At 65.7% G+C, this 24,960-nt stretch carries 25 protein-coding genes, 1 other RNA gene and 2 pseudogenes; 10 read left to right on the top strand and 18 right to left on the bottom strand.

Features of this window, described 5'->3' with window-relative positions; translation table 11 throughout:
• Nucleotides 1–43 precede the first annotated feature (43 nt).
• Nucleotides 44–790 carry a nucleoside triphosphate pyrophosphohydrolase gene (mazG, locus tag H9L13_RS07995; RefSeq protein WP_187537233.1) on the top strand — a complete coding sequence of 249 codons (747 nt, stop codon included), beginning with the start codon at nt 44–46 and terminating at the stop codon, nt 788–790.
• On the opposite strand, the gene hflX is transcribed toward mazG, so the two are convergent.
• From hflX to dusB, 5 genes are read right to left on the bottom strand one after another with little or no spacing between them, the layout of a single operon-like run.
• Complete coding sequence (gene hflX / locus H9L13_RS07990; RefSeq protein ID WP_425326484.1) at nt 769–2,103, bottom strand: GTPase HflX; 1,335 nt, start codon at nt 2,101–2,103, stop codon at nt 769–771. The two genes, mazG and hflX, sit on opposite strands and share 22 nt — an antisense overlap.
• Nucleotides 2,069–2,569 (bottom strand): RNA chaperone Hfq, encoded by a 501-nt coding sequence (hfq, locus tag H9L13_RS07985; RefSeq protein ID WP_187537232.1) that lies wholly within the window; start codon nt 2,567–2,569, stop codon nt 2,069–2,071. The genes hflX and hfq overlap by 35 nt, the downstream gene beginning before the upstream one ends.
• Before the next feature lie 10 nt (nt 2,570–2,579).
• Nucleotides 2,580–3,962: a nitrogen assimilation response regulator NtrX gene (ntrX, locus tag H9L13_RS07980; protein ID WP_187537231.1), complete on the bottom strand. Its 1,383-nt coding sequence runs from the start codon at nt 3,960–3,962 to the stop codon at nt 2,580–2,582.
• Nucleotides 3,962–6,217 (bottom strand): sensor histidine kinase, encoded by a 2,256-nt coding sequence (locus H9L13_RS07975; protein WP_187537230.1) that lies wholly within the window; start codon nt 6,215–6,217, stop codon nt 3,962–3,964. Before H9L13_RS07975 ends, ntrX begins: the two co-directional genes overlap by 1 nt.
• Before the next feature lie 58 nt (nt 6,218–6,275).
• Nucleotides 6,276–7,274, bottom strand: a complete 999-nt coding sequence (gene dusB, locus H9L13_RS07970) for a tRNA dihydrouridine synthase DusB (protein WP_187537229.1) — start codon at nt 7,272–7,274, stop codon at nt 6,276–6,278.
• Here dusB and H9L13_RS07965 point away from each other — a divergent pair.
• The 3 genes from H9L13_RS07965 (at nt 7,195) to H9L13_RS07955 (ending at nt 9,298) form a co-directional block, all read left to right on the top strand.
• A complete protein-coding gene (locus H9L13_RS07965; RefSeq protein ID WP_187540444.1) occupies nt 7,195–7,512 on the top strand; it encodes a hypothetical protein in 318 nt (105 codons plus the stop codon). The two genes, dusB and H9L13_RS07965, sit on opposite strands and share 80 nt — an antisense overlap.
• Before the next feature lie 143 nt (nt 7,513–7,655).
• Nucleotides 7,656–8,798: a bifunctional 2-C-methyl-D-erythritol 4-phosphate cytidylyltransferase/2-C-methyl-D-erythritol 2,4-cyclodiphosphate synthase gene (locus H9L13_RS07960; RefSeq protein WP_187537228.1), complete on the top strand. Its 1,143-nt coding sequence runs from the start codon at nt 7,656–7,658 to the stop codon at nt 8,796–8,798.
• Nucleotides 8,795–9,298, top strand: coding sequence for a CinA family protein (locus H9L13_RS07955; RefSeq protein WP_187537227.1), 504 nt, complete (start codon nt 8,795–8,797; stop codon nt 9,296–9,298). The genes H9L13_RS07960 and H9L13_RS07955 overlap by 4 nt, the downstream gene beginning before the upstream one ends.
• Here the strand turns inward: H9L13_RS07955 and H9L13_RS07950 are convergent.
• Together H9L13_RS07950 and lipA are read right to left on the bottom strand one after the other, a co-directional pair.
• Nucleotides 9,259–9,720, bottom strand: coding sequence for a type II toxin-antitoxin system RatA family toxin (locus H9L13_RS07950; RefSeq protein ID WP_187537226.1), 462 nt, complete (start codon nt 9,718–9,720; stop codon nt 9,259–9,261). The genes H9L13_RS07955 and H9L13_RS07950 overlap by 40 nt on opposite strands.
• On the bottom strand, nt 9,720–10,637 hold the full coding sequence (gene lipA, locus H9L13_RS07945) for a lipoyl synthase (RefSeq protein WP_187540248.1): 918 nt from the start codon (nt 10,635–10,637) through the stop codon (nt 9,720–9,722). The genes H9L13_RS07950 and lipA overlap by 1 nt, the downstream gene beginning before the upstream one ends.
• A 66-nt stretch (nt 10,638–10,703) precedes the next feature.
• On the opposite strand from lipA, the gene H9L13_RS07940 reads away from it, so the two are divergent.
• Nucleotides 10,704–11,339, top strand: coding sequence for a carbonic anhydrase (locus H9L13_RS07940; protein ID WP_187537225.1), 636 nt, complete (start codon nt 10,704–10,706; stop codon nt 11,337–11,339).
• 39 nt (nt 11,340–11,378) lie between these two features.
• Here H9L13_RS07940 and H9L13_RS07935 read toward each other — a convergent pair whose 3' ends face one another.
• Nucleotides 11,379–11,732, bottom strand: a complete 354-nt coding sequence (locus H9L13_RS07935; protein WP_187537224.1) for a hypothetical protein — start codon at nt 11,730–11,732, stop codon at nt 11,379–11,381.
• A 168-nt stretch (nt 11,733–11,900) separates the two neighbouring features.
• Between H9L13_RS07935 and H9L13_RS07930 the strand changes: the two genes are divergently transcribed.
• Together H9L13_RS07930 and H9L13_RS07925 are read left to right on the top strand one after the other, a co-directional pair.
• On the top strand, nt 11,901–12,629 hold the full coding sequence (locus H9L13_RS07930) for an NYN domain-containing protein (RefSeq protein WP_187537223.1): 729 nt from the start codon (nt 11,901–11,903) through the stop codon (nt 12,627–12,629).
• A gap of 110 nt (nt 12,630–12,739) precedes the next feature.
• Nucleotides 12,740–12,916 carry a hypothetical protein gene (locus H9L13_RS07925; protein ID WP_187537222.1) on the top strand — a complete coding sequence of 59 codons (177 nt, stop codon included), beginning with the start codon at nt 12,740–12,742 and terminating at the stop codon, nt 12,914–12,916.
• A 4-nt stretch (nt 12,917–12,920) separates the two neighbouring features.
• Here H9L13_RS07925 and ettA read toward each other — a convergent pair whose 3' ends face one another.
• From ettA to H9L13_RS07885, 8 genes and pseudogenes are all read right to left on the bottom strand, one after another.
• Nucleotides 12,921–14,600, bottom strand: coding sequence for an energy-dependent translational throttle protein EttA (ettA, locus tag H9L13_RS07920; protein WP_187537221.1), 1,680 nt, complete (start codon nt 14,598–14,600; stop codon nt 12,921–12,923).
• Nucleotides 14,601–14,806: 206 nt separating this feature from the next.
• Nucleotides 14,807–16,411, bottom strand: coding sequence for a long-chain fatty acid--CoA ligase (locus H9L13_RS07915; RefSeq protein ID WP_235090785.1), 1,605 nt, complete (start codon nt 16,409–16,411; stop codon nt 14,807–14,809).
• A 53-nt stretch (nt 16,412–16,464) separates the two neighbouring features.
• A complete protein-coding gene (locus tag H9L13_RS07910) occupies nt 16,465–16,788 on the bottom strand; it encodes a YbaB/EbfC family nucleoid-associated protein (RefSeq protein ID WP_187537220.1) in 324 nt (107 codons plus the stop codon).
• The gene (locus tag H9L13_RS07905; protein WP_187540244.1) at nt 16,789–18,447 is read right to left on the bottom strand and encodes a DNA polymerase III subunit gamma/tau; all 1,659 of its coding nucleotides are present in this window, start codon (nt 18,445–18,447) and stop codon (nt 16,789–16,791) included.
• Nucleotides 18,448–18,661: 214 nt separating this feature from the next.
• An RNA gene (ffs, locus tag H9L13_RS07900) (signal recognition particle sRNA small type) lies at nt 18,662–18,756 on the bottom strand.
• A gap of 36 nt (nt 18,757–18,792) precedes the next feature.
• A pseudogene (locus H9L13_RS07895) lies at nt 18,793–19,127 on the bottom strand (2Fe-2S iron-sulfur cluster-binding protein).
• Nucleotides 19,124–20,242 (bottom strand): cysteine desulfurase family protein, encoded by a 1,119-nt coding sequence (locus H9L13_RS07890; RefSeq protein ID WP_187537219.1) that lies wholly within the window; start codon nt 20,240–20,242, stop codon nt 19,124–19,126. Before H9L13_RS07890 ends, H9L13_RS07895 begins: the two are co-directional and overlap by 4 nt.
• Nucleotides 20,239–21,291: a cysteine desulfurase family protein gene (locus tag H9L13_RS07885; protein ID WP_235090779.1), complete on the bottom strand. Its 1,053-nt coding sequence runs from the start codon at nt 21,289–21,291 to the stop codon at nt 20,239–20,241. Before H9L13_RS07885 ends, H9L13_RS07890 begins: the two co-directional genes overlap by 4 nt.
• 141 nt (nt 21,292–21,432) lie before the next feature.
• Between H9L13_RS07885 and H9L13_RS07880 the strand changes: the two are divergent.
• Nucleotides 21,433–22,115: pseudogene (locus H9L13_RS07880) on the top strand (alpha/beta hydrolase).
• Here the strand turns inward: H9L13_RS07880 and H9L13_RS07875 are convergent.
• Entirely contained in the window at nt 22,087–22,254 is a 168-nt protein-coding gene (locus H9L13_RS07875; RefSeq protein WP_187537217.1) for a hypothetical protein, read from the bottom strand. The pseudogene H9L13_RS07880 and the gene H9L13_RS07875 sit on opposite strands and share 29 nt — an antisense overlap.
• A 54-nt stretch (nt 22,255–22,308) precedes the next feature.
• Here H9L13_RS07875 and H9L13_RS07870 point away from each other — a divergent pair, with 54 nt between their 5' ends.
• Nucleotides 22,309–22,563, top strand: a complete 255-nt coding sequence (locus H9L13_RS07870; RefSeq protein ID WP_187537216.1) for a hypothetical protein — start codon at nt 22,309–22,311, stop codon at nt 22,561–22,563.
• Here the strand turns inward: H9L13_RS07870 and H9L13_RS07865 are convergent.
• The gene (locus H9L13_RS07865; RefSeq protein ID WP_235090775.1) at nt 22,560–23,510 is read right to left on the bottom strand and encodes a threonine ammonia-lyase; all 951 of its coding nucleotides are present in this window, start codon (nt 23,508–23,510) and stop codon (nt 22,560–22,562) included. The genes H9L13_RS07870 and H9L13_RS07865 overlap by 4 nt on opposite strands.
• Nucleotides 23,511–23,718: 208 nt before the next feature.
• On the opposite strand from H9L13_RS07865, the gene H9L13_RS07860 reads away from it, so the two are divergent.
• On the top strand, nt 23,719–24,948 hold the full coding sequence (locus tag H9L13_RS07860; protein WP_187537215.1) for a type III PLP-dependent enzyme: 1,230 nt from the start codon (nt 23,719–23,721) through the stop codon (nt 24,946–24,948).
• Nucleotides 24,949–24,960 lie beyond the last annotated feature (12 nt).

The following is a 24,960-nucleotide window of genomic DNA, read 5'->3' as shown; positions in this document are numbered from 1 at the left end:
CATATTATCATACTTGAGCATCAAGCGGCGCAGGGGCCCCTTCATGTCGCTTGAGCGGCTCGTTGCGATCATGCGGCGGCTGCGCGATCCGGAGCGCGGCTGCGAATGGGATCGTGCGCAGAATTTCGCGACGATCGCGCCCTACACGATCGAGGAAGCCTATGAGGTTGCCGACGCGATCGCGCGCGACGACATGGACGCGCTTGCCGACGAGCTTGGCGATCTCCAACTCCAGGTCGTGTTCCATGCGCAAATGGCCGAGGAAGCTGGACATTTCCGGCTCGACGACGTGCTCGACGGGATTTGCGACAAGCTCGAGCGCCGCCACCCGCACATCTTCGGTGATGCGGAGCACAGTCCCGGTTGGGAGGAACTGAAGGCAGCAGAGCGTAAGAAATCACCAGATTCCAGCGCATTGGCCGGCGTTGCATTGGCTCTTCCGGCGCTGGAGCGTGCGGCCAAGCTGCAGCGCCGCGCGGCCCGCGTCGGTTTCGACTGGCCCGATGTCGCTGGCCCGCGCGCCAAGGTCGACGAGGAACTTGCCGAACTCGATGGCGAGACCGACCATCAGCGTAAATTAGAGGAGCTTGGCGACCTGCTGTTCGCGGTCGTAAACCTCGCACGGCATCTCAATATCGACGCCGAAGCTGCGCTGCGTGAAGCCAATGCGAAGTTCGAACGTCGCTTCCGCGCGATTGAGGGCGAGCCCGGCTTTGCGAACTTGAGCCTGGAGGAGAAAGAGGCGCTGTGGGTCCGCGCCAAGGCCGATCAAGCGGATTCGAGCGCCTGAAAGCGCGCCCAATTGTCGGGTGACAAGCGCACCGACAGTTCGACCTGGTCCTCGTCCATGCGCTGGTCGAGCACTTTGCCGCGCGAATGGAGCCAGGCGATCTTCCCGCCGTCGCCCGCCGCGAGCCGGATCTGATGGACTTCCTCCCCGCTCCGCAGCCGCACCGCCATCGCCTGACGCAATTCGTCCAGCCCGTCGCCAGTGATGGCCGAAATGGGCACCACGTCGTCGCGGCGCTGCGCCTCGCCCAAAACGCGTTCGCGCTCGTCGCCGGTCAGCAAGTCGATCTTGTTCCATGCCTCGATCCGCGGCGGGGCCCCCTCCTCCGCCAGGTCGAGCGAGGCGAGCACGTCGGCAACATCGTCGCGCTGCGCCTCGCTGTCGGGATGCGCGACGTCGCGCACGTGAACGAGGAGATCGGCCGAACGGACCTCCTCCAGCGTCGCGCGGAATGCCGCGATCAATTCGGTCGGCAAATCGGACACGAAGCCGACGGTGTCGGACAGGATGACCTTGTCGAACCCGGGCAGGCGAATGTCCCGCATTGTGGGGTCGAGCGTCGCGAACAGTAGGTCTTGCGCGAACACATCTTCGCCCGTCAAGCGGTTGAAAAGCGTCGACTTTCCGGCGTTGGTGTAACCGACGAGCGCAATCACCGGCCAGGGCGCGCGTTGGCGCCGATCACGGTGCAGCGAGCGCGTGCGCTTGACCTGGTCGAGCTCCCGCCGGATGCGCGCCATTCGGTCGCGGATCATGCGGCGGTCGGCCTCGATCTGGGTCTCGCCGGGGCCGCCGAGGAAGCCGAAGCCGCCGCGCTGCCGCTCGAGGTGGGTCCAGCTGCGCACCAGGCGCCCGGCCTGATAGTCGAGATGCGCGAGTTCAACCTGCAGCCGCCCCTCGGCCGTCGCCGCGCGCTCGCCGAAAATTTCGAGGATCAGGCCGGTACGGTCGATCACCTTGGTCTTGGCCTCGTCCTCCAGCGTCTTCTGCTGCACTGGCGTCAGGGCGGCATCGACGATGAGCAGCTTCGCGTCCTTCTCGCGCGCAAGGTCGGCGACCTCCTCGACCTGGCCCTTGCCGAGCAGGCTGGCGGGGCGGACTGTGCGCACGCGGAAGGCGCGCGACCCGACGACCGCGATCCCGATCGCCTCGGCCAGGCCAGCGGCTTCGTCGAGACGCGCATCGACCGACCGCCGCGCACCGTCGCGCGGGAGCTCGGGAACGACCAGGATGGCGCGCTCGCCGCGCGCGACCTCGATCGCGCCATTGCCGTCGAAATTATTCAGCGTCGTTCTCCGCAAGGTCGTGGCCACCGTCGAGCTTGAGCGGATTGGCCGGCTGCAGCGTCGATATGGCGTGCTTGTACACCAGTTGCACCTGCCCGCCGCGCTCGAGCATCAGCGAAAATTGATCGAACGCGCTGATATTGCCCTGGAGCATCACGCCGTTGATGAGGAACAGGGTCATGCGCTCCCTGTCGCGCGTGGCGGCGGCCAGGAACAGGTCCTGCAGCGCCGCGCGCCCGCCCTGCCCATGCTCGCCCTTCGGCAGGCTGGCGACGAAGTCGGGCGGCGGCTCGCCCGGCATGATGGTCGAGATCGAATGCTTGTAGACGAGCTGCGATGCGCCATCGCGGCGCAGCAGCAGCGAGAAGGAGTCGAACCACGTCACCACGCCCTGAAGCTTGACGCCTTTGACGAGGAAGATGGTGACCGGCAGCTTGGCGCGGCGGATGCTGTTGAGGAAGTGATCCTGCAAGCTCAGCGCGCGCGGGGCCATGCGTGTACTCCTACTCTTCCCCTTCCCGCTTGTCGCCGATGCCGAGCGCTTTGAGCTTACGATGAAGGGCCGACCGCTCCATCCCGATGAACGACGCGGTACGGGAGATGTTGCCTGAAAAGCGGCGGATCTGAATTTTCAGATATTCGCGTTCAAACGACTCCCGCGCTTCGCGCAGCGGGCTGCCCATGATCGCCATGGTCGCGGTCGATGCGCCGATCGCCCCCTGGTTCTCGATGATCTCGGGCGGCAACAGGTCGACTTCGATGCACGACACGCGGTCGCCGGGGGCGAGGATGATCGTGCGCTCGATGATGTTGCGCAGCTGACGAACGTTGCCGGGCCATTCGTGCGCCTGGAGCGCGGCCATCGCCTCTTCGGAGATCGACGGCGCGGCGGTCCGCCGCTCGGCAGCGAAGCGCGCGAGGAAATGGTTGACCAATTCGGGAATGTCCTCGCGCCGCTCGCGCAGCGGCGGCAGGCGCACCGGCACGACGTTGAGGCGGTAGAACAGGTCCTCGCGGAAGCGCCCCGCGGCAATCTCATCCTGCAAATGCCGCGACGTCGCCGAAAGGACGCGCACGTCGACCTTGACCGGGCGCTGGCCGCCGACGCGATGGTAGCTTTGGTCGGTGAGCACGCGCAGGATCTTGCCCTGCGTGGTCAGCGGCATGTCGGCGATCTCGTCGAGGAACAGGGTACCGCCATGCGCATGTTCGAGCAGGCCCGGCCGCATCACGCCGTCGGTTTCACTGCCGAACAATTCTTCCTCGACGCGATCGGGGCTCATCATCGCCGCCGACAGCACGATGAAGGGCGCGTCGGCGCGCGGGCTCCATTGGTGGATCATGCGCGCCGCAATCTCCTTGCCGACGCCGGGCGGGCCCGAGATCAGTACGCGGCTGCCGGTCGGCGCCACGCGCTTGAGCGTCGCGCGCACGGTGTTGACCGCGACCGAGCTGCCCTGGAGCTGGTCCTCCTGCCCGACCTGCTGCTTCAAGTCGGCATTTTCGCGCCGCAGCCGGTCGGTCTCGGTCGCGCGACCGACGAGGTACAGAAGCCGCTCCGCCTCAAACGGCTTTTCGATGAAGTCGACCGCGCCCTCGCGCACCGCGGCGACGGCGGTGTCGAGATTGCCGTGGCCGGAGATCATCAGCACCGGGATGGTTGGGTCGCGGCGCTTGATTTCCTGCAGCAATTGCAGCCCGTCGAGCCGCGATCCCTGCAGCCATACGTCGAGCAGCACCATCGACGGACGGCGATCCTCGACCGCGTCAAGCGTGGAGGTGCTGTCGGCGGCCGTGCGCACGGAATAGCCTTCGTCCTCCAGCACACCGCTCACCAGTTCGCGGATGTCGGCTTCGTCGTCGACTACGAGCACTTCAAGCGCCATCAGTTACCATCCTCGGGATTGCGGTCATTGTCGGTTGAATCGCCGGCTTCGGCCGTCGCCAGCGCGGCCAGGCGCTCGGTATCGAAAGCGATGCGTACATGCGTGCCCCCGCCCGGCCGGTCGAGGAAGGCGATCTCGCCCATATGCTCCTCGACGATCTTCTTGACGATGGCGAGGCCAAGGCCGGTGCCGCGCACGCGCGTCGTCATATAGGGTTCGGTCAGCCGTTCGCGGTCTTCGGGAAGGCCAATACCGGTGTCGAGCAAGTCGATCACCAGCTGCCGCTCTTCCGCCCGCAAGCGGAGGTCGACGCGGTCGCCGGCAATGCTGTGTTCGCCGCGATTGCGCCGCCCTTCAATGGCTTCGACGGCATTCTTAACGACGTTGGTAAGAGCCTGCGCGAGCTGGCGGCGGTCGCACACCATCTCGAACTCGCCCTGGGGCGGATCCAGGGTGAAGGTGATCGCGGGGTGCGCGACCTCGTGCAGGAACAGCGCCTGGCGCGCGATCTCGTGCACATTCTCCGCGCGGAAGACCGGCTTGGGCATGCGCGCGAAGTTGGAAAATTCGTCGACCATTCGGCGAAGGTCACCGACCTGGCGGACGATCGTGCCCGTCAGCCGCTCGAACGTCTCCTTGTCAGACTGGATTTCCTGTCCGAAGCGCCGCTGCAGGCGCTCCGCGGCGAGCTGGATCGGGGTCAGCGGGTTGCGGATTTCATGCGCAATGCGGCGCGCGATGTCCGACCAGGCGGCCCGGCGCTGATCGAACAATTGGTCGGTGATGTCGTCGAAGGTCAGGACGCTGCCGTCCTTGTAGCGCACACGCTTCACCGCCAGCGTGCGCTGACCGGCATCCGCGACAATGAGAACGTTAGCCTCCGATTGATCGCCGCGCATGAATTCGTCGAGGTCGGCGGAGACACCCGCGAGATTGTGCCCTTCGACGTCTTGCTGGCTGCGCTGGAGAAGCGTTTCGGCCGAACGGTTCAAGAGGAGTACGCGGTTGCCGGTATCGATCGCGATCACACCGGCGGTGACGCTCGACAACACCGCCTCGATGAAGGCGCGCCGAGTCTCCAATTGCGTGTTTGCGGTCCGCAGTTCACCGGTCTGCTCTTCAAGACGTCCGGCCATCCGGTTGAAGGCTTCGGACAAGGTCTGCACTTCGTCCTCGGTCTCGGCCACCCGGACGCGGGCCGAGAAATCCCCCTGCTCGATCTGGCCCGCGGCGCCGACCAATTCGCCCACTGGCCGAACAAGTCGGTCGGCAAGCTTGAGGGCGGTCAGGATCGACAAGCCGACAATGACAAGGGCGCCGAGCAGAAGGGCGGCGTTGAAGCGTAGCTGGTTCGCGCGCGACCGCGACAGCAAGACCTGGTAATCCCGCATGACGGCGTCGGCCCGCTGAATCTGCTGCCGGAACTGCGGCTCGAACACGCGGGCCGCATAAAGGTAGGTGTTCGGACCGTAATCGAGCCGAGTAAGCGACCCGACCCGGTCGGACGAATTGACCGGGACGCTCTGCGCATTTCCCAATTGCGCGATCTTGGCCGAGGTGATGATCCGTTCCAGCGGGCGGTCGTACGGGTTAACCAGCGCCAGCGAGCGCGGGACATTGTCCGGCCCGACGTTGATGATGATCGCTTCCGACAGGTTCCGGTTGAGCACCTGCCGCCCAAAGCCCTCGATGAAGCGCGGGTCTTCAATCGTGACCAGCTTCAGATAGCCCGCCAGATCACCGCTCATCGTCACGGTTTCGTTGGCGACACGCTCGACTTCCCGCGTGAAGGTATCGCGCGCAACCTCGACCGTATTTTCGATCATTCCTCGCGCACGATCGGAAAACCAGAATTCGAGCCCGCTCTGGAACAGCAAGGATGCGAAGATCGCCACGAGCACGGTCGGCACTGCGGCAATGACCGAAAAGAGACCGACAAGGCGAACGTGAAGCCGGCCGCTCCCCAGCCCCCCGGCTTCGGCTCGGCGCACCGCGAGCCGGCGCGAGAACAGGACCATCAGCGCAATCGCCGGCAGCAGATTTGCGACCAGGAGCAGCGCGATCAACGGGGGCGACAGCATCGTGCCAGGATTGGAACTGCGGCTTAGCAGCCAGGCGCTGTACGACAGCATACCTACCAGGAATAAGGCGATGACGACCGCCAATCGGTCGTAGAAGCGCCCGCTGGCCCGCTCACGCCGGAGCCAGCTTTCCTGCTGCAAATTCACCGGCGATTCGGCCGTGCGCGCATCCATCGGCGCCCGCCTAGCACGAGCGTTGCATTAACAACACACTTGTGTGACGTGCGCGGCGTCAGGCTGCCGACTGGGCGAGCCAGGGCGCGTAAAAATCGCGCAGCATCGCCATCACCACCGCCGGGTCATCCTGCTGGTTGACGCTGTTGCGAAGCTCGGCCGAGCCCGGGAGGCCCTTGGTGTACCAACCGACATGCTTGCGGGCGAGATTGACGCCGGTGTGCGTACCGTAAAGCTCCAGCATGCCTTGATATTGTTCAAGCATCGCGGCCAGCTGTTCATCGAGGCTCGGCTCGGGTCGGGCCCCGCCTCCGCCGAGGTCGCTCATCACCTGCCCGAGCAGCCACGGCCGGCCATAGGCGCCCCGGCCGATCATCACCCCGTCGGCGCCCGACTGGTCGAGCGCGGCGCGGGCGTCGGCAACCGAGCAGATGTCGCCGTTGGCGATCACCGGGATCGTCACCGCGTCCTTGACCTGGCGAATGAAGCGCCAGTCCGCCTCACCCTTGTACATCTGGCAGCGGGTGCGGCCGTGGACGGTGATCATCTGAATGCCCAGGTCCTGGGCGATGCGCGCCAGCTCGGGCGCGTTGAGACTGTTGTGATCCCAGCCCATGCGCATCTTGAGCGTCACGGGGACCTTCACCGCCTTGACCGTCGCCTCGATGATCGCGGCAGCAAGCGGCAAGTCGCGCATCAGCGCCGACCCGGCATCGCCGTTAACGACCTTCTTGACCGGGCAGCCCATGTTGATGTCGACGATCGCGGCGCCGCGCTGCTCGTTGAGCTTTGCCGCTTCGGCCATCACATGCGGCTCGCACCCCGCGAGCTGCATCGATACGGGCTCCTCGGCCGGATCCCACATCGCCTTTTGCAGCGACTGGCGCGTTTCACGGACCATCGCCTGGCTGGCGATCATCTCGGTCACGGTCAGGCCGGCACCGTAGCGCTTGACGATCCGCCGGAACGGCAAGTCGGTGACGGCCGTCATCGGCGCCAAAATCACGGGCGCATCGATCCGGACCGGGCCGATATTTATGGGCTTCAACGCTGTCATGGGTCGGCGCCAGATAGTTGAACAGCCCCTGGCGGACAAGGCGCCTGCCATTCAGGTCCCCATGTCAGCGGGTAGCAAGCCACCCTACGATGCCGCCGACAATCCCCCCAACGACAGCGCCGAGGAGACCACCAGTGAGCAAGCCGCCAACCGCACGTCCAATGATGGCTCCCAAGATCCCGCCCAAGGCGGCGACGATTACGAACTTGACGACAAGGTTGCTTGCATTGCCCTCTAATCCAGCCATTTCACCCTCCCCTGCCCGTTGTTTATGCTCTCCGGCACGACATCAGGCTCTGTAAAGCCGTTGAAGTCAACGTCGCATCCGCTTTGCGAGGGTCTTCAGACTCTGTTAGCCGCGCCTTCGAACCTGGAGCGTGCATGACCGTTACCGCACTCATCGTAGCCGCCGGCAGAGGCGAACGCCTCGGCGGGGGCGTGCCCAAGCAATATCGCCCGATCGGCGGCAAGCCCGTCCTGCGCTGGGCAGCCGAGGCGCTGATACGCCATCCCGGTGTAAGGCAAGTGCAGGTCGTGATTGGCGAGGGCCAGGGCGAACTCGCCGCCGCGGCGCTCCGCGGCCTCGACCTTCCCGCCCCGGTGACTGGTGGCGTCGAGCGTGCGGACTCGGTCCAGGCGGGCCTGCGGGCCATCGAAGCCGATGCCGTATTGGTGCATGACGCGGCGCGGCCCTTCTGTCCCGCCGCGGTAATCGACCGCCTGATCGCGCAGCTGGAGTTCAGCGACGGCGCGGTGCCCGTGCTGCCCGTCAGCGACACCATTGCCCGCGCCGAGAGTGAGCTGGGCGATCCCCTCGACCGCACCGCCGTCGTCCGGGTGCAGACACCGCAGGCCTTTCGCCTTGATCCGCTACGCCGCGCTTATGCTGCGTGGCACAGCGGCGTCCCCACCGACGAAAGCAGCGTCGCGCGCGCCGCGGGGCTGCGCGTCGCCGCGGTCGCGGGCGATCCCGCGCTCGACAAGATCACCACGGACGCCGATTTCCAGCGGGCCGAGCAATGGCTGGCCGGCCGGCTGGTGCCGCGCATCGGCATGGGGTTCGACGTCCACGCCTTCGCGGGCGATGGCCCGGTGATGCTCGGCGGGATTGCCGTTCCCCATAGTCGCGGGCTCGCCGGACACAGCGACGCCGACGTTGCGCTCCACGCGATCACCGATGCGCTGCTCGGCGCTGGCGGCTTCGGCGATATCGGCGAACATTTCCCGCCGTCGGACCCGCAATGGAAAGGCGCGTCGTCCGACCGCTTCCTGGCGCACGCCGTTACCCTGCTTCGTGCTAAGGGAGCGATTGTCGATCATGTGGATTGTACGATCATTGCCGAGGAGCCGAAGGTGGGGCCGTACCGCGCACAAATCCGCGCCCGCATTGCAGAGATTGCCGGGCTCGCGCTCGATCAGGTGAGCGTGAAGGCGACGACCACCGAAGGCCTGGGTTTCACCGGCCGGCGCGAGGGCATGGCTGCGCAGGCCATCGCCAGCATCCGCATGGGGCCGGCGCTATGAGCGAAATGCTCCTTCCCAAGATCCTGGTCGACAAGGCGCGCGAGGTGGTCGACGCCAACCGCGCTGCCGGGCGTCGCGTCGCGATCGCCGAAAGCTGCACCGGCGGGCTGGTCAGCGCCGCGATCACCGAGATTCCGGGCTCCTCCGAAGTGCTCGAAGCGGGCTACGTCACCTATTCGGACGCGTCGAAGGCAACCCAGCTCAAGGTCAGTTCCGAGGTCGTCGAGACCTTCGGCGCGGTCAGCGTGGCCACGGCCTGGGCGATGGCGCGCGGTGCCCTGATCGCGTCCGAGGCCGATGTTGCCGTCGCGATCACCGGCATTGCCGGCCCGGGCGGCGGATCGGCGTCGAAGCCGGTCGGCACCGTGGTCTTCGCCCGCGCCGAGCGCGATGCCGACCCAGCCAAGATCGTTGCCGACCAGAAGTTCTTCAATGAGCAGACCCGGTCGGGCGTGCGGCTTCAGGCAGCGCTTTGCGCGCTCGAGCTATTGATGCCGTAAAGCGCGGCGGCGCGTTGCTCGAACGCCCCGGTCATCTTGCGCAGCGCCCGGTCGAACATTGCGCCGGCCAAACTTTCGAACAATCGCGATTTGAAGGCAAAATCGACCGAGAAATGGACGTTGGTGTTGCCCTCGGCCGCCGGCTCAAAGCGCCATTCGTTGTGCAGGAACTTGAGCGGACCCTCGATATAATCGACGCAGATGCGTGACGGCCGCTGCTTGACCACCCGGCTGGTGAACCGCTCCTTGAAGGCGTTGAAGCCGACGATCAGGTCGGCGACCGTTTCCGTCTCGCTCGACGAGCGCACGCGCACCGCGACGACCCAGGGCAGGAACTCATCGTAGCGCGCGACGTCCGCTACCAGGTCGAACATCTGTTCGGGCGCATAGGGCAGATGCTTCGTTTCGCTGTGCCGAGGCATCAGGCGCGAATACGCTCCAGCTGCGCCGTCCGGTTCGCCTGCATCTTCTTGAAATCGTCGCCGGCGTGATAGCTTGAGCGGGTCAGCGGCGATGCCGCGACGAGCAGGAAACCCTTGGCGCGGGCGATCGCGGCATAGGCGTCGAACGCCTGCGGCGAAACGAACTCCTCGACCTTGGCATGGCGCGGAGTCGGCTGCAGGTACTGGCCCATGGTCAGGAAATCGACGCCGGCCGAGCGCATGTCGTCCATCACCTGGTGAACTTCGAGCCGTTGTTCGCCCAGCCCGACCATGACGCCCGATTTGGTAAAGATATGCGGGGCTTGGCGCTTGACGCTCTCAAGCAGGCGCAAGGATGCATAGTAACGCGCCCCGGGGCGGATCGTCGGGTACAGCCGCGGCACCGTTTCCAGATTGTGGTTGTAGACGTCGGGCCCAGCCTCGACGATCGCGCTCACCGCCGCTTCATGCTTGTTGCGGAAATCGGGCGTCAGGATCTCGATCGTCGTGTTCGGGGTGTTTCGGCGCAGCGCCTGGATCACCTTGACGAACTGTGACGCACCGCCGTCGGGCAGGTCATCGCGGTCGACCGAGGTGACGACGATATGCTCCAGCCCAAGCTCGGCCGCGGCGACCGCGACATGCTCGGGCTCGAGCGGATCGACGGCGCGGGGCATGCCCGTTTTAACGTTGCAGAAAGCGCAGGCCCGCGTGCACGTGTCGCCCAGGATCATCACCGTGGCGTGCTTCTTGGTCCAGCATTCGCCGATGTTCGGGCAGGCCGCTTCCTCGCAGACGGTGGCGAGGCCGAGCGAGCGCATCAGCTTGCGGGTATTGTGATAGCCTTCGCTGACCGGCGCCTTGACGCGGATCCAATCGGGCTTGCGCTGCCTGGGAACTGACGCGGGAGCGTTCATGCGCGCCAGATAGCGATTGAAGGGACGGCTTGCCACCCCTGCCCTTCAGCGTTTAGCCGCTGCGGCATGACCCGATTCACCGACCTGATCGACGGCTACCGCCGTTTTCGCGAAACCGACTGGCCTGCCGAGCGCGCGCGCTGGACCGAATTGGCAGAGGGCCAGAGCCCAAAGGTGATGGTCATCGCCTGCTCCGACAGCCGGGTCGAGCCGGCGACGATCTTCGATGCCCGGCCGGGCGAGATGTTCGTCGTACGCAATGTCGCCGCGCTGGCACCGCCGTTCGAAACGACGCCAGGCTATCACGGCGTGTCGGCCGCACTGGAATTTGCGGTGACCCAGCTTGAGGTCGAGGAGATCGTGGTCATGGGCCACGGCCTGTGCGGCGGCTGCGCGGCGGCGCTGACCGGGGCATTCGACGATGCACCACATGGTGGCGGCTATTTCATTTCCGAATGGGTCGAACTGCTGCGCGAGGCACGAGAAGCGGTACGGGCGCGCTTCCCGGAGCCTGGGCCCGACGCGATGCTTGAAATGGAATGGGCCGCGGTTCGCGCATCATTGGCAAACCTGCGCACCTTCCCTTGGGTTGCAGAGCGCGAGCGCGACGGGCGGCTCACGCTGCATGGCGCGCATTTCTCGATCGCCGAGGGGCGCCTGTACGTGCTCGACGAGGCGGAAGAGAACTTCCGCCCCGCCTAACATTCGTGCGAGCGGCAAGGCGCCGCTCGAACGCACCGACTAGCAGCGCACCTGATAATTGTAGTGCGGCTGACCGTACTGGTCGACGTAATAGCAATAGCCGCGCGTATCGCGGTAATATTGGCGACCGTTGATCGTGGCGCCAAGAACGCCGCCGAGCACTGCGCCGGCGATTGCGCCCTGCGTCCCGCTGACGCCCGGAATTACGCTGCCGGCGATGGCACCGCCGACGGCACCGATCGCGGCGCCCGCCGCGGCATTACCGACATTCGGATTGCGCTGATACTGATTGCCATAATACGGGTCGTTATAGCCATAACCATAAGGGTTGCTGGCACAGCCGGTCACCGCAATACTGGCGGCGAGAGCGACGCTAAGTCCAATCTTCTTCATTCCCTGTCCCTTCCTTACTCACCCCCTGAATTGGCAGAAGCGCAACACAAGGCGTTTCGTTCCCGCATCGATCATCCGGCGTTCAGGGACTACGCACTTTCGTCGACAGGGTGTGGCGATTTGGCGCCACTGCGATAGACAGGCTCCATCGACGGGGACTCGGCACGAATGCGCGATTACGATCACGATAACGAAAAGAATGTCGCGCTGCTCATCGACGCCGATAATGCCAGCCCCGACCATCTCGACGAGCTTCTGCTCGTGCTGGGAGAGCTTGGGACGATCAACATCCGCCGCGCCTACGGCAATTGGGCGAAGACCAGCCTTAAGGGGTGGGGCCAGCTGACCGGCCTGCATTCGATCATCCCCATGCAGCAGTTCGATGTGGTCAAGGGCAAGAGCGCGACCGACATGCGCATGACCATCGACGCGATGGACCTGCTCTACCGCGGGAATGTCGACGGGTTTGGGATCATGTCGAGCGACAGCGACTTCCTTCCCCTTGCCCAGCGCATCCGCGAGGACGGGTTGCCGGTTTACGGCTTCGGCACCGCCAAGACGCCCCTCTCCTTCCAGCAAGCGTGCACCCGCTTCTTCGACATGGGCGCGCTGGCGCTGGACGATGCCGAGGAACTCGAGCAGCCCGCCACGGAGAAAGGACAGCGCCCGGTCGACACCGAGCTGCTGCAGGTGCTGGGCGCCGCCTACAAGGCGTCGAAGCGCGACGAGGAAGGCTATACGACGCTGTCGGAGCTTGGGCAGCGGGCCAAGGCGGTCTCCAGCTTCGCGGCACGCAACTATGGCTTCACGCGCCTGTCGGATCTGATCAAGGCGGTGCCGAACTTCGAGGTGAAGCCCGGCGCGGACGGCGCCCTGTTGGTGAAACGCCTGCGCTAGGCAGGGAACTGTTGTCTGCGTGACACAGCTTGGATCGAAGCCACATGATGGCGGAACGAATGCCCGGCTTTCGGTTTCTGCTTTTAACTTAGATCATCATGGCGCGGGCAATGACGGGCATCACAAGGCCAACGAACACGTTCAAGGCGGCCGAGCCAGGCGCACATGCGGCCGAACAGGCCGAGCGTTGCCGGCGCCTGTCCAAGTCCACCTCCGACCGCAAGACCTCCGAGATGCTCATCCTCATGGCCGAGGATTACGACCGCCAGGCCAAGGCGGCAGGCTAAGCCACTAACGCGTCAGCTTGCGATACGTCGTCCGGTGCGGGCGCGTGGCTTCCTCACCCAGGCGACGGACCTTGTCTTCCTCATAGGCTTGGAAATTGCCCTCGAACCATTCGACGTGGCTGTCGCCTTCGAACGCCAGGATATGCGTCGCCAGGCGATCGAGGAAGAAGCGGTCGTGGCTGATGACCACTGCGCAGCCGGCAAAATTCTCGATCGCTTCCTCGAGCGCGCCGAGCGTCTCGACGTCCAGGTCGTTGGTTGGCTCGTCCAATAGCAGCACGTTGCCGCCGCGCTTGAGCATCTTGGCGATGTTGACGCGGTTGCGCTCGCCGCCCGACAGCTTGCCGACGTTCTTCTGCTGGTCCTGGCCCTTGAAGTTGAAGGCGCCGACATAGGCGCGCGTCGATTGGTCGTGGCCGTTGACCTTCATGTAATCGAGCCCGTCCGAAATCTCCTGCCAGACATTGTTCTTGTCGTTGAGGTGATCGCGGCTCTGGTCGACGTAGCCGAGGTGCACGGTCGGCCCGATGTCGACCTTGCCGCTGTCGGGCTTTTCCTGCCCGGTGATGATCTTGAACAGGGTCGACTTGCCCGCGCCATTGGGGCCGATCACGCCGACAATCCCGCCCGGCGGCAGGTTGAAGCTCAAGCCTTCGAACAGCAGCTTGTCGCCGTAAGCCTTTGAAATGTTTTCGACCTCGATCACCTTGCCGCCCAGGCGCTCTGGCACCTGGATGAGGATTTCCGCCTTGCCCGGAACGCGCTTTTCCTGGCTCGCGACAAGCTGGTCGAACTTGGCGATACGCGCCTTCGACTTGGTCTGGCGCGCCTTGGCGCCCTGCCGGATCCACTCGAGCTCGTCCTTGATCGCCTTCTGGCGCCCGGATTCCTCGCGGTCCTCCTGCTCGAGCCGCTTGGCCTTCTTCTCGAGATAGGTCGAATAATTGCCTTCGTAGGGGAAGTATTTCCCGCGATCGATCTCGAGGATCCATTCCACCACATTGTCGAGGAAGTAGCGATCGTGGGTGATCATCAGCACCGCGCCGGCATATTCCTTCAAATGCTGTTCGAGCCACTGGACGCTTTCGGCGTCGAGGTGGTTGGTCGGCTCGTCGAGGAGCAGAATCGAGGGCTTCTGGATCAGCAGGCGGGTGAGCGCGATACGGCGCTTTTCACCGCCCGACAGGCTGTCCACCGACCAGTCCGAGGGCGGGCAGCGGAGCGCCTCCATTGCGACTTCGAGCTGGTTGTCGAGCGTCCAGCCGTCGACCGCGTCGATCTTGCCCTGGAGCTCGCCCATTTCCTCCATCAGCGCGTCGAAATCGGTGTCGTCCTTGGGATCGCCCATCTCTGCCGAAATGGCGTTGAAGCGGTCGACCATGTCGGCAACCTCGCGCGCGCCGTCCTTGACGTTCTCGAGCACGTTCTTGGCTGGATCGAGCTGCGGCTCCTGCGGCAGATAGCCAACGGTCACATTCTCGCCTGGCCACGCCTCGCCCGAGAAGTCCTTGTCGATCCCCGCCATGATTTTCATCAACGTCGACTTGCCGGCGCCGTTGGGGCCGACGATGCCAATCTTGGCGCCGTGGTAAAATTGCAGGTTGATGTTGCTGAGCACCGGCTTCTGCGCGCCGGGGAAGGACTTGGTCATGTCCTTCATGACAAAAGCATATTGGGCGGCCATGGGGTCGCGGATTCCTTGCTGAGAGCGGGGGTTGCCGCGCAATTAGGCGAAGGCGGTGCGGATTTCCAGTGTACCCCTGCGAAGGCAGGGGCCCATACGCGAGCTGGCGCTTTAGCGGCAGTTCGCTCTCTCTCTTCGGCGCTCACGCTCTTCCGGAGAAGGCTCCTGACGGAGCCTGGCTGGACCCCTGCCTTCGCAGGGGAACGCTAATCCCGCCCGACCATCGCCTCCGCATCGGCGAAGCGATAGTTGCGATATTTGTCGCGCAGGTCCTTCTTGCTGAGCTTGCCGGTCCCGGTGTGGGGCAGTTCGTCGACGAACTCGATCGCGTCGGGGAGCCACCATTTGGCGACCTCGCCCGCGAGATAGTCGCGGACCTCCCCTGCGGTGATCGTGCTCCCCTCGTCGCGGACGACCAGCAACAGCGGCCGCTCGTCCCATTTGGGATGCGGAATGCCGATCGCCGCGGCCTCGGCGACGCCGGGGCAGCCGACCGCGGCATTTTCCAGTTCGATCGAGCTGATCCATTCGCCGCCGGACTTGATCACGTCCTTGGCGCGGTCGGTCAGGCGCAGCGTGTTGTCGGGGTGGATGACGGCGATGTCGCCGGTGTCGAACCAATTGTCCGCATCGACAGCGTCCGCATCCTTCTTGAAATAGCGCTTCACTACCGCCGCGCCGCGCGTCTGCAGGTGGCCGGAGCTGGTCCCGTCGCGCGGCAGCACATTGCCAGCCTCGTCCACGACGCGCAGCTCGACACCAAACATCGATCGCCCGGGACGCGATAGATAGTCGACCTGTTCCGCGTCGCTCATCTCGTCCCAGTTGGACGGCGGCGCCCCGACGGTGCCGACCGGCGACATTTCGGTCATTCCCCACAAATGATTGACGCGGATGCCGCGCTTGCGAAACCAGCGGATGGTTGCGGGCGGTGCCGAGGAGCCTCCGATCACGACCGTGTTCAGCTTGCCCAGGCTCGCGCCGGTCTCCTCGACATAGTCAATGATTCCGAGCCACACGGTGGGAACGCCGGCGGAGTGCGTCACGCCTTCCGTCAGGAACAACTCGCACAGCCGCTCGGGCCGGTTGTCGGCGCACATCACCAGCTTGAAGCCGGCGAGCGCCGCGGCGTACGGGATGCACCAGCTGTTGGCGTGGAACATCGGTACCACCGGCAACATCACCGCGCGCGCCGAAACGTCGAGAATGTCGGGCACGACCACCGACATCGCGTGGAGCACGGTCGAGCGGTGCTCGTACAGCACGCCCTTGGGGTCGCCGGTGGTCCCGCTGGTGTAGCAGAGCCCGCACGGGTCGCGCTCGTCGCCTTCGTACCAGCGATATTCACCGGGCTCGTCAGCGAGCAGGGCATCGAATTCGTCATCGAAACAGACGTAATGCGCGACCGACGGCCACTGTCCTTTCAGCCGCTCGACGATTGGTGCGAAAGCCTTGTCGTAGAGCAGGACGCGGTCTTCCGCGTGATTGACGATGTAGGTCAGCTGATCGTCGAACAGCCGCGGGTTGAGCGTGTGGAGGACGCCGCCCATGCCGACCACGCCGAACCAGGCGACGAGATGCCGGTCGTGGTTCATCGCCAAAGTCGCGACGCGCTCGCCAGGCTCGACGCCCAGCCGCTCAAGCGCCCCTGCCAGCCGGCGCGAGCGGTCGGTCACCTCTTTCCAATTGGTGCGATGGACGGTGCCGTCGGCCCGCGCGGACACGATCTCGCGGTGGCCGTGCTCACGCTCGGCATGGTCCATCAGCCGCATGATGCGGAGCGGAAAATCCTGCATTGCGCCAAGTGCCATAAGCGCCTCCCCTCAAAGGCGGCGCTCACCATGCCCCAATCCGCGCGTCACGCCTAGAAGGGCAGCTTGAACCCTGGCGGTAGCGGAAGGCTGCTCTGCATCTTCTGCATCTCGGTCGCCGCGGCGGCATCGGCCTTGCCGCGCGCATCGTTGATCGCGGCAGCGATGAGATCCTCAAGCATCGTCTTTTCCGATGGCTGCATCAGGCTGTCGTCGAGATCGACGCCGAGGATCCGGCCCTTCGCGGTCGCCTTGATCTTGACCATCCCGCCGCCGCTGACGCCCTCGACCTCGATTTTGTCGAGATTGTCCTGCGCCTTTTGCAGTTCGCTCTGCGCATTCTGCGCCATCTTCAGAATTTCATCGAAGTCGGGCATCTAACCGCCTCTTGTTGAATGGGTTTCCAGCTCTGCACCGGGGAACGCGTCCATCACCGCCGCAACATTGGGGTCGGCAAGTACATCTGCCCGAACCCTTTCCTCGGCCATTTTCTCCTTGGCCAGAAGCGATGGTTCGGCCTGCTCGTCCGAAAAGGACACCTGCCAAGAGCTTCCAGTGAGCGCCTTGAGGTCGAGCGCGAGCTGCCGCGACCAATCCCCGCCGAGCGGCTTGGTCGGCTTCAGCACCAGGACCGGCGGGTCGTATCGCACCAGCCCGACCTGGTCGTGCAGCTGCTGCGCCAGCAATTGCTTGCGATTGTCATCGAGGAATTTGATCAGCGCGGGGAAGTCTGCGGGGATGGTCGCGACCGTGCCGCTCGCCGGGCGAGCCCCCGCACTTGCGGGCGCGGTGCCGGCGGCCCCCTCACCGCTCAGCTTCGCCAGCAGGGCGGTCGGGTCGGGCATGTCGGCGGCGTGGATCAGCCGCAGTAGCGCCATTTCCGCGGCCTCGCGCGGGTCGGGCGCGATCGATACGTCCTGCAGTCCCTTGAGCAGCATCTGCCACAGCCGGTGGATCATCCCCCAGCCGAGTTGCTTCGCCAGCTCGTCGGAAGTCTCGCGTTCCTCAGCGGAGAGCAAGGTGTCGGCACGCGCGCCGGCCTTGGCCCGGGTCGCCATGTGCAGCGCTTCCATCAGCCCGCGCAGCAACTGTGTCGGGTCGATGCCCAGGTCGTGCGCTTCGTCGAGCTGGGCCAATGCGGTCTCGGCATCGCCCCTCAGGACGATCTCAAGCAAGCGGCGGATGCGTCCCCGGTCGGCGAGGCCGAGCATGTCACGCACTTGCGTCGCAGTGACGGCGCCCGCGCCATGGGCGATCGCCTGGTCGAGGATCGACAGCCCGTCGCGCGCCGAGCCTTCCGCAGCGCGCGCAATCATCGCCAGCGCTTCGGGCTCAACCTCGACGCCCTCGGCCTTGGCGACCTCGCCGAAATGCGCGGCGAGCTTGTCGCCCGGGATCCGCCGCAGGTCGAATCGCTGGCAGCGCGACAGGATCGTTACCGGCACCTTGTCGACCTCGGTGGTCGCGAACAGGAACTTCACATGCTCGGGCGGCTCCTCAAGAGTCTTGAGCAACGCATTGAAAGCATGCTTCGAAAGCATGTGGACTTCGTCGATGATGTAGATTTTGTAGCGCGCACTGACCGAGGCGTAGCGGACGGCGTCGATGATCTCCCGCACGTCGTCGACGCCGGTGTGGCTGGCGGCGTCCATCTCGATGACGTCGATATGCCGCCCCTCGGCGATCGCGCGGCACTGCTCGCATACGCCGCACGGCGTGATCGTCGGCCCGCCCTGCCCGTCCGGACCGATGCAATTGAGCGCCTTGGCGATCAGCCGCGCGGTCGACGTCTTGCCGACCCCGCGCACCCCGGTGAGCAGGAACGCGTGGGCAATCCGGCCGCGCGCAATGGCGTTGGCGAGCGTCTGCACCATCGCATCCTGCCCGATCAGCTCGGCGAAGGTCTGCGGACGGTATTTGCGGGCGAGCACGCGATAGGCGGCGTCCTTGGGCGAAGGCGCGCTGGACTGCGTGGCAGCGGCAGCGACGGTCGCCGCGGGCGCCGGCGGGGGCTGCTGCGGCAAGTCGCCGAACATCGCCGCCTGACCTGCTGCCTCGAGCGCGGCTGCCGACGGCGCGTCGTCTTCGGGAATGTCTTGGGGGAATCGCTCATTGCCTGATAATGTAGGAGGCGGTGCGGGGGCCGTCACGGAGAAATCCGTGACGTCAGTCGGCCCTTCGACAGGCTCAGGACCGCTGGCCGGCATTCGGCGCCTGGGAAATAGCGGACGCTATTTCGCTGCGCCTCATGCGGGTGGAAGCCGATGACCCGGGACGAAATCGTTGTGGCTGCTTCCTTCCGGACCTGACCAGGTTGGCGACAGCCCCGCCCACCGACTTCCGCGGCGGCATATGGCGGCGAACGGCCCGTTCGACAAGGCTCAGCGCCCCATCCAGTTCGCCGCGCTCGGCGGGATGCGCACGGTGAGGCTTTCCATCTCCTCGGTCAGCAGGATCTGGCAGGCCAGGCGCGAGGTGCGTGCGGCATGGGCGGCGAGGTCGAGCATGTCCTCTTCCTCCTCGCTCGCCGGGGGAGCTTCGCGAAGTCCGCGGCATCGACCAGCACGTGGCAGGTCGAGCAGGCCATCACGCCTTCGCACGCGCCCTCGAGCGGCTCGCGCGCGGCCCAGGCGACGTCGAGCAGCCGTTGCCCTGGATCCGCTTGCACTTCCTTGTCCAGGGTCCCGTCCGCCCTGCAGAACCGCACCAGGGTCACGCGTCCAGCTTCTCCTGCGCGTGGGCGGCGGCGGCGATCCGGCGGCAGGCGTCGGTCAGTTCATTGACCGTCGTGTAGCGCCCGAAGCCCAGGCGGATCGACGAGCGCGCCGCGCGATGGTCGAGCCCGATTGCCTTCAACACATGGCTTGACCGGCCCGATCCGCTGGCGCAGGCGGACCCCATGGAAAATGCGACGTCCCGCAAATCCGCGATCAGCCGCGCCCCGTCGAGCCCGGCGCGGCGGATGTTGAGGTTGCCGCAATAACGGTGGCTGGTGCTGCCGTTGATCGTCCAGCCCTTGCCAAGCGTCTGGATCGCCGCGCGCCACAGCCCGCCGACATGATCGTAATCCCGGGTCGCCCGCTCCCGCGCCAGCTTGGCGGCCGCCCCGAACCCGACGCACAGCGCCGGGGACAAGGTACCCGACCGCAGGCCCTGCTCCTGCCCGCCGCCATGGATCAGCGGCGCGGGATCGACCCCCGTCCGGATCCACAGCGCGCCGATCCCTTTGGGCCCGTGGATCTTGTGCGCGGAGATCGCGACCAGGTCCGGCCCTTGCGGAATATCGATGCGGCCGAACGCCTGGACGGCGTCGCACAGCATCAGCGCCCCCGCCGCATGCGCCATCTGCGCGATTTCCGACACCGGCTGGAGCACCCCGATCTCGTTGTTCACAAGCATCGCCGCGACCAGCAAGGTGCGCTCGTCCAGCTCGCGCGACAGATCGTCGAGATCGACGATCCCGTCCTTGCCCACGGGAAGGATGGTCAGGTCGATCCCCTGGCCGGCGAGCCATTCGCAGGTGTCGAGCACGGCGGCATGCTCGGTCGCCAGCGTGATGATTCGGTTGCGCCCTGGGGTCGCCTGCTCGGCAACGCCCTTGAGCGCCCAATTGAGCGCTTCGGTCGCGCTGCCGGTGAACGCCAGGCGCCCGCCTTGCAGGCCGAGCGCCTTTGTGACGTCGCCGCGTGCAACTTCGATCGCCGCGGCGGCCTCGCGGCCCCAGCGCGACGGCGAGTGCGGGTTGGCAAAATGATCCGACACCCAGGGACGCATCGCCGCCGCCACTTCGGGCGCGATGGGCGTGGTCGCCTGATAGTCGAGGTAGATCATGCGGCGCGCGCCTGCGCCCGGGCGCGAATGCCGTTCCAGACCTCGATGAAGCGATCGACGTCGGCCGCGCTCGTCGTGGGCCCGAAACTGATGCGCAAAAATGACCCGGCGATGTCCGGCGCAACCTGCATCGCCGCCAGCACCGAGCTCGACTGCATCTTGCCCGATGCGCAGGCGCTCCCGGCAGAAACCGCGATGCCCGCGCTGTCGAACTGGATGAGGAGCGCGCTGTTCGAGGCGCCGGGCATGGCGACCGCGCCGATGGTCGCAATGCGCGGCGCCTCCTCGGCGATCACCACGCCGCCGCTGCGCTTGATCTCCGCCTCCAGGCGGGTGCGCAGCGACGCCAGGCGCGCCATGTCGTACGGCTTCGCGGCGAGCGCCGCGGCGAAGCCCAGCGTTGCAGGCACGTCCTGCGTCCCGCGCCGATAGCCTTTCTCCTGCCCCCCGACCGCTTCGAGCTTGGACAAATCCCGGGCCAGCAACACCCCAACGCCCGGCGGACCGCCCAGCTTGTGCGCGCAGGCGGCGATGAAATCGGCGTCCGGAAGCGGCATCTTGCCTGCGCTTTGCGCACAATCGGCAAGCAGCAGCGACCCCGCAGCGCGAACCCGCGCTGCAATCTCGTCCATCGGCTGAATGACGCCGGTTTCATTGTTGACCTGCTGGATCGCGACCAGCGCCGGTCCTTCGGCGAGCACCGCGTCCAGCGAATCCAGATCGATCAGCCCATTTGCATCGACGGCAATGACCTTGGAGTCGGCGCCCATCGCATGCGGGACGATGGCATGTTCGGTTGCGCCATAGGCGCGGCCCGCAACGGTGGCGCGCCTTGCCGCAATCTCGACCGCTTCGCTCGCGCCGCTGGTCAGGATGACGTCATGACGCCAGCCAAGGCCGTCGGCGATCGTCCTTCGTGCCTGCTCGAGGGCGGCGCGCGCCTTGCGCCCTTCGGCGTGGGGCGACGACGGGTTGGCCCAGCTTTGCAGCGCGTCGACGATGGCCGCGCGCGCCTCGGGTACCACCGGCGTGGTTGCGGCATGATCCAAATATACCCGATCCGATCCCGTCAAACCCGCCGACTCCGTGCCGATTGCCACATGAACGCCTGCCCCTATATAGAAGCCGCCGCCGCAACGCATCCGCGACGTGCGGCCTTTCAACGTTCCTGACGCGAGCCCTTGCTATTTATGCCCGAAGTGATTTTCCCCGGTCCCGAGGGACGCCTCGAAGGGCGTTTTCATCCCGGTCCCCGCCCGCGCGCACCCGTTGCGCTGATCCTGCATTCACACCCGCAGGCGGGGGCACGATGAACAACAAGATCGTGCAATTGCTCTACCAAACCTTCGTCAAGCGCGGCTTTGCCACCTTGCGGTTCAATTTCCGCGGCGTCGGCAAGAGCCAGGGCGTGTTCGACAACGGCATTGGTGAACTCAGCGACGCGGCATCGGCGCTCGACTGGGTGCAGAGCATTCATCCCGAAGCCGAGACGACCTGGGTCGCGGGCGTCAGCTTCGGCGCGTGGATCGGCATGCAGCTGCTCATGCGCCGGCCGGAGATCAAGGGCTTCATCTCGATCGCGCCGCCGGCCAACATGTACGACTTCAGTTTCCTCGCCCCCTGCCCCTCGTCGGGCATCATCATCCAGGGTGAAGCGGACGAGGTGGTGACGCCGAGCGCGGTCCAGAAGCTGGTCGACAAGCTGCGCACCCAGCGGCACATCACCATCCATCACGACACGATCCCGGGCGCGAATCACTTCTTCGCCAATGAGCTCGACCTGATGATGAAGAGCGTCGACGATTATCTCGACATGCGGCTCGCGACCGACCCGGTGAAGCCGCCTACATTGTCCAGATCATCACGTTCATGACCAGCACCAGCGCGGCGGCGAGCATCAGCCAGCCGCGGCTGCGGGTCTGAGGCGCGCGAAGCAGGCGAATCCCGCCGATCATCAGCAGGAAGGCGGCGATCATTGCGATTGCCAGCGCGGCCGACGTGAAGCTGTTCATCCGCAGAAATGCCTTTCACCAACACTTAACCACGCTGCCTCCATTATGGACGGCATGCCGATGGCCGAAAAGGAGGCGCGCCTTGCCGAGGCGTTCGAGCGGATCGAGGAAACGATCCTGCCGTGCATCGGCATGATGCTCGATACGCTCATTGAAGCATCCGAATCGGTGCCGGAAGCGGAGCGCCGTTTTCTTGTCGGAGAGCTCAAGACCCTGTCGGCGGAGCTGGAGGCTTTGACCAAGACGGTCGAACAATCGAGCCCGTCGCACGTCGAGCCCGGCGAATATCGCGCCCGCGGGGCTGCCTAAGCCGCCTTTCCGACGATCCGCGCGTGAAGCGCCGGATCGAGGTTGCCGCCCGACAGCACCGCCACCATGCCCGCGACCGGCGTGACCTTGCCGGCGAGAACCGCGGCCAATGCCACCGCTCCGCCCGGTTCGACGACCAATTGATGCCGCTCCCAGGCGAAGCGGATCGCTGCCGCCGCTTCGTCGTCGCTGACCGACGTCGCTTCGGCTTGCGCGTTCGCCAGCGTGCCGAAGGTGATCGGAGCAACGCGCAAGGTCTGCAGCGCATCGCAATAAGTCGCCGGTGCGCCGGGCTCGACCGGGACGATGTGGCCGAGGTCGAGCGAGCGGCCCATGTCGTCCCACCCGCGCGGCTCGACGATCACCACGTCCGACTCGGGGCAGGCCAGTGCAATCCCGGAGGCGAGGCCTCCGCCGCCACAGGGTACGACGATCGCCTGCGGCGGCTCCTCACCCGAGTCCGCCAGCTGATCGAGGATCTCAAGGCCGACGGTCCCCTGCCCGGCGACGATCGCGGGGTCGTCGAAGCTCGGCACCACCGTCGCGCCGGTGTCGGCCGACAGCCGCGCGGCGATGTCCTCGCGGCTTTCGGTCAGCCGGTCGTAGAAGATGATCTCGGCGCCTTCCGCGCGCGTGCCTTCGACCTTCACGGCGGGCGCATCGGCGGGCATCACGATCACTGCGGAAATGCCAAGCCGCCGCGCCGCGATGGCGACTCCGCGTGCGTGGTTGCCGGAGGAAAAGGCCACGACTCCGCGCGCCCGCTCCTCCGCGGACAATTGCAGCAACCGATTCGTCGCGCCGCGCAGCTTGAAGCTGCCGCCGGTCTGCAAGCATTCGCATTTCAGCCAAAGCCGCGTACCGTCGATCTCCGTCGCGATCAGCGGCGTGCGCTGCACCAGCCCCGAAATGCGATCGCGTGCGGCGAGGACATCTTCGCGCTCCACCTTGCGCTCTTCGATTAAGCTGTTGATCTTAAAGTCCTTTCGATCAAGCGTTGCGCATCAGCGACAAAAAAGGCCCGAAATCGCCACTGCGGGTCAAAATTTCTTGCGTGGGGGGACCCCCAAACTTATATCGCGCCCCGCTGCCCCATGGGACTTCCAACCGCAAGGCAGCTTTGAACCCGATCTTACCTGTTGGAGGTCCCTTGAGTTGCACAAGCATCATCGCGCGCTGGGGCTAGCTGCCACCCCGTCCGGTACCCGTGGCGGTGCCGATATCGCGAAGCAGAAGCCGGTTCAGCCGGTGACGCTTCTCCGTCCGCACGCCGCGCGTCGGGCGGCCCGGTTCTTCGTCGAGAAGTTTCCGGGGCGGTCGCTTTATGCGGTGAAGGCCAATCCTTCGCCCGATCTGCTCCAGATCCTGTGGGATTCGGGCGTCACGCATTACGATGTCGCGTCGATCGGCGAAGTGCGCCTGGTGCGGGAGACGCTGCCTGAGGCGGTGCTGTGCTTCATGCACCCGGTGAAGGCCGAGGAGGCGATTGCCGAGGCCTATTTCGATCATGGCGTGCGCACCTTCTCGCTCGATACGCTGGAAGAGCTCGACAAGATCACCGCCGCGACCGCCACCGACGGAGTCGCCGCGAGCGACCTCAACCTGCTGGTGCGCCTGCGCGTCAGCTCGGATCATGCCAAGCTCAGCCTTGCCGCCAAGTTCGGCGCCGACCCGCATGACGTGAAGCCCTTGCTCATGGCCGCGCGCCAGGCGTCGGACGCGCTCGGCATCTGCTTCCACGTCGGTAGCCAGGCGATGAGCCCCGCGGCTTATGCCGAAGCGATGACGCGCGTGCGCGCCGCCATCGTCGAGGCGGCCGTGACGGTCGACATCGTCGATGTCGGGGGTGGTTTCCCCTCCTGGTATCCGGGCATGGAGCCGCCGGCGCTCGAAACCTATTTTGCAGTCATCCACGCGGCGTTCGAGGATCTGCCGATCAGCTACTCGGCCGAATTGTGGTGCGAGCCGGGCCGGGCGCTGTGCGCCGAGTACAGCAGCATCGTCGTCCGCGTCGAAAAGCGCCGCGGGGATGAGCTGTACATCAACGACGGCGCTTATGGCGCGCTGTTCGACGCCGCGCATATCGGCTGGCGCTACCCGGTTGAACTGCTTCGTGACGAGCCCTCGCACGTCCGTCCGATGGCGTTCAGCTTCTACGGCCCGACTTGCGACGACCTCGACCATATGGCGGGACCGTTCGAGCTTCCGGGCGACGTCAAGGCCGGCGATTATCTCGAGATCGGGATGCTCGGCGCATATGGCTCGGCGATGCGCACCGGCTTCAATGGCTTCGGTGCCACGCATACGGAAATCGTCGCCGACGAGCCGATGGCCAGCCTCTACACCGCCGTGCAGCCGCGGCGGTCCAACGTGGTCACGCTGTAGCTTACCCCCCTC

Source organism: Sphingomonas lutea (genome assembly GCF_014396785.1).
Classification (GTDB): domain Bacteria; phylum Pseudomonadota; class Alphaproteobacteria; order Sphingomonadales; family Sphingomonadaceae; genus Sphingomicrobium; species Sphingomicrobium luteum.
The sequence above is the reverse complement of the archived record's forward strand: the minus strand, read 5'-3'. Positions and strand labels throughout refer to the sequence as shown.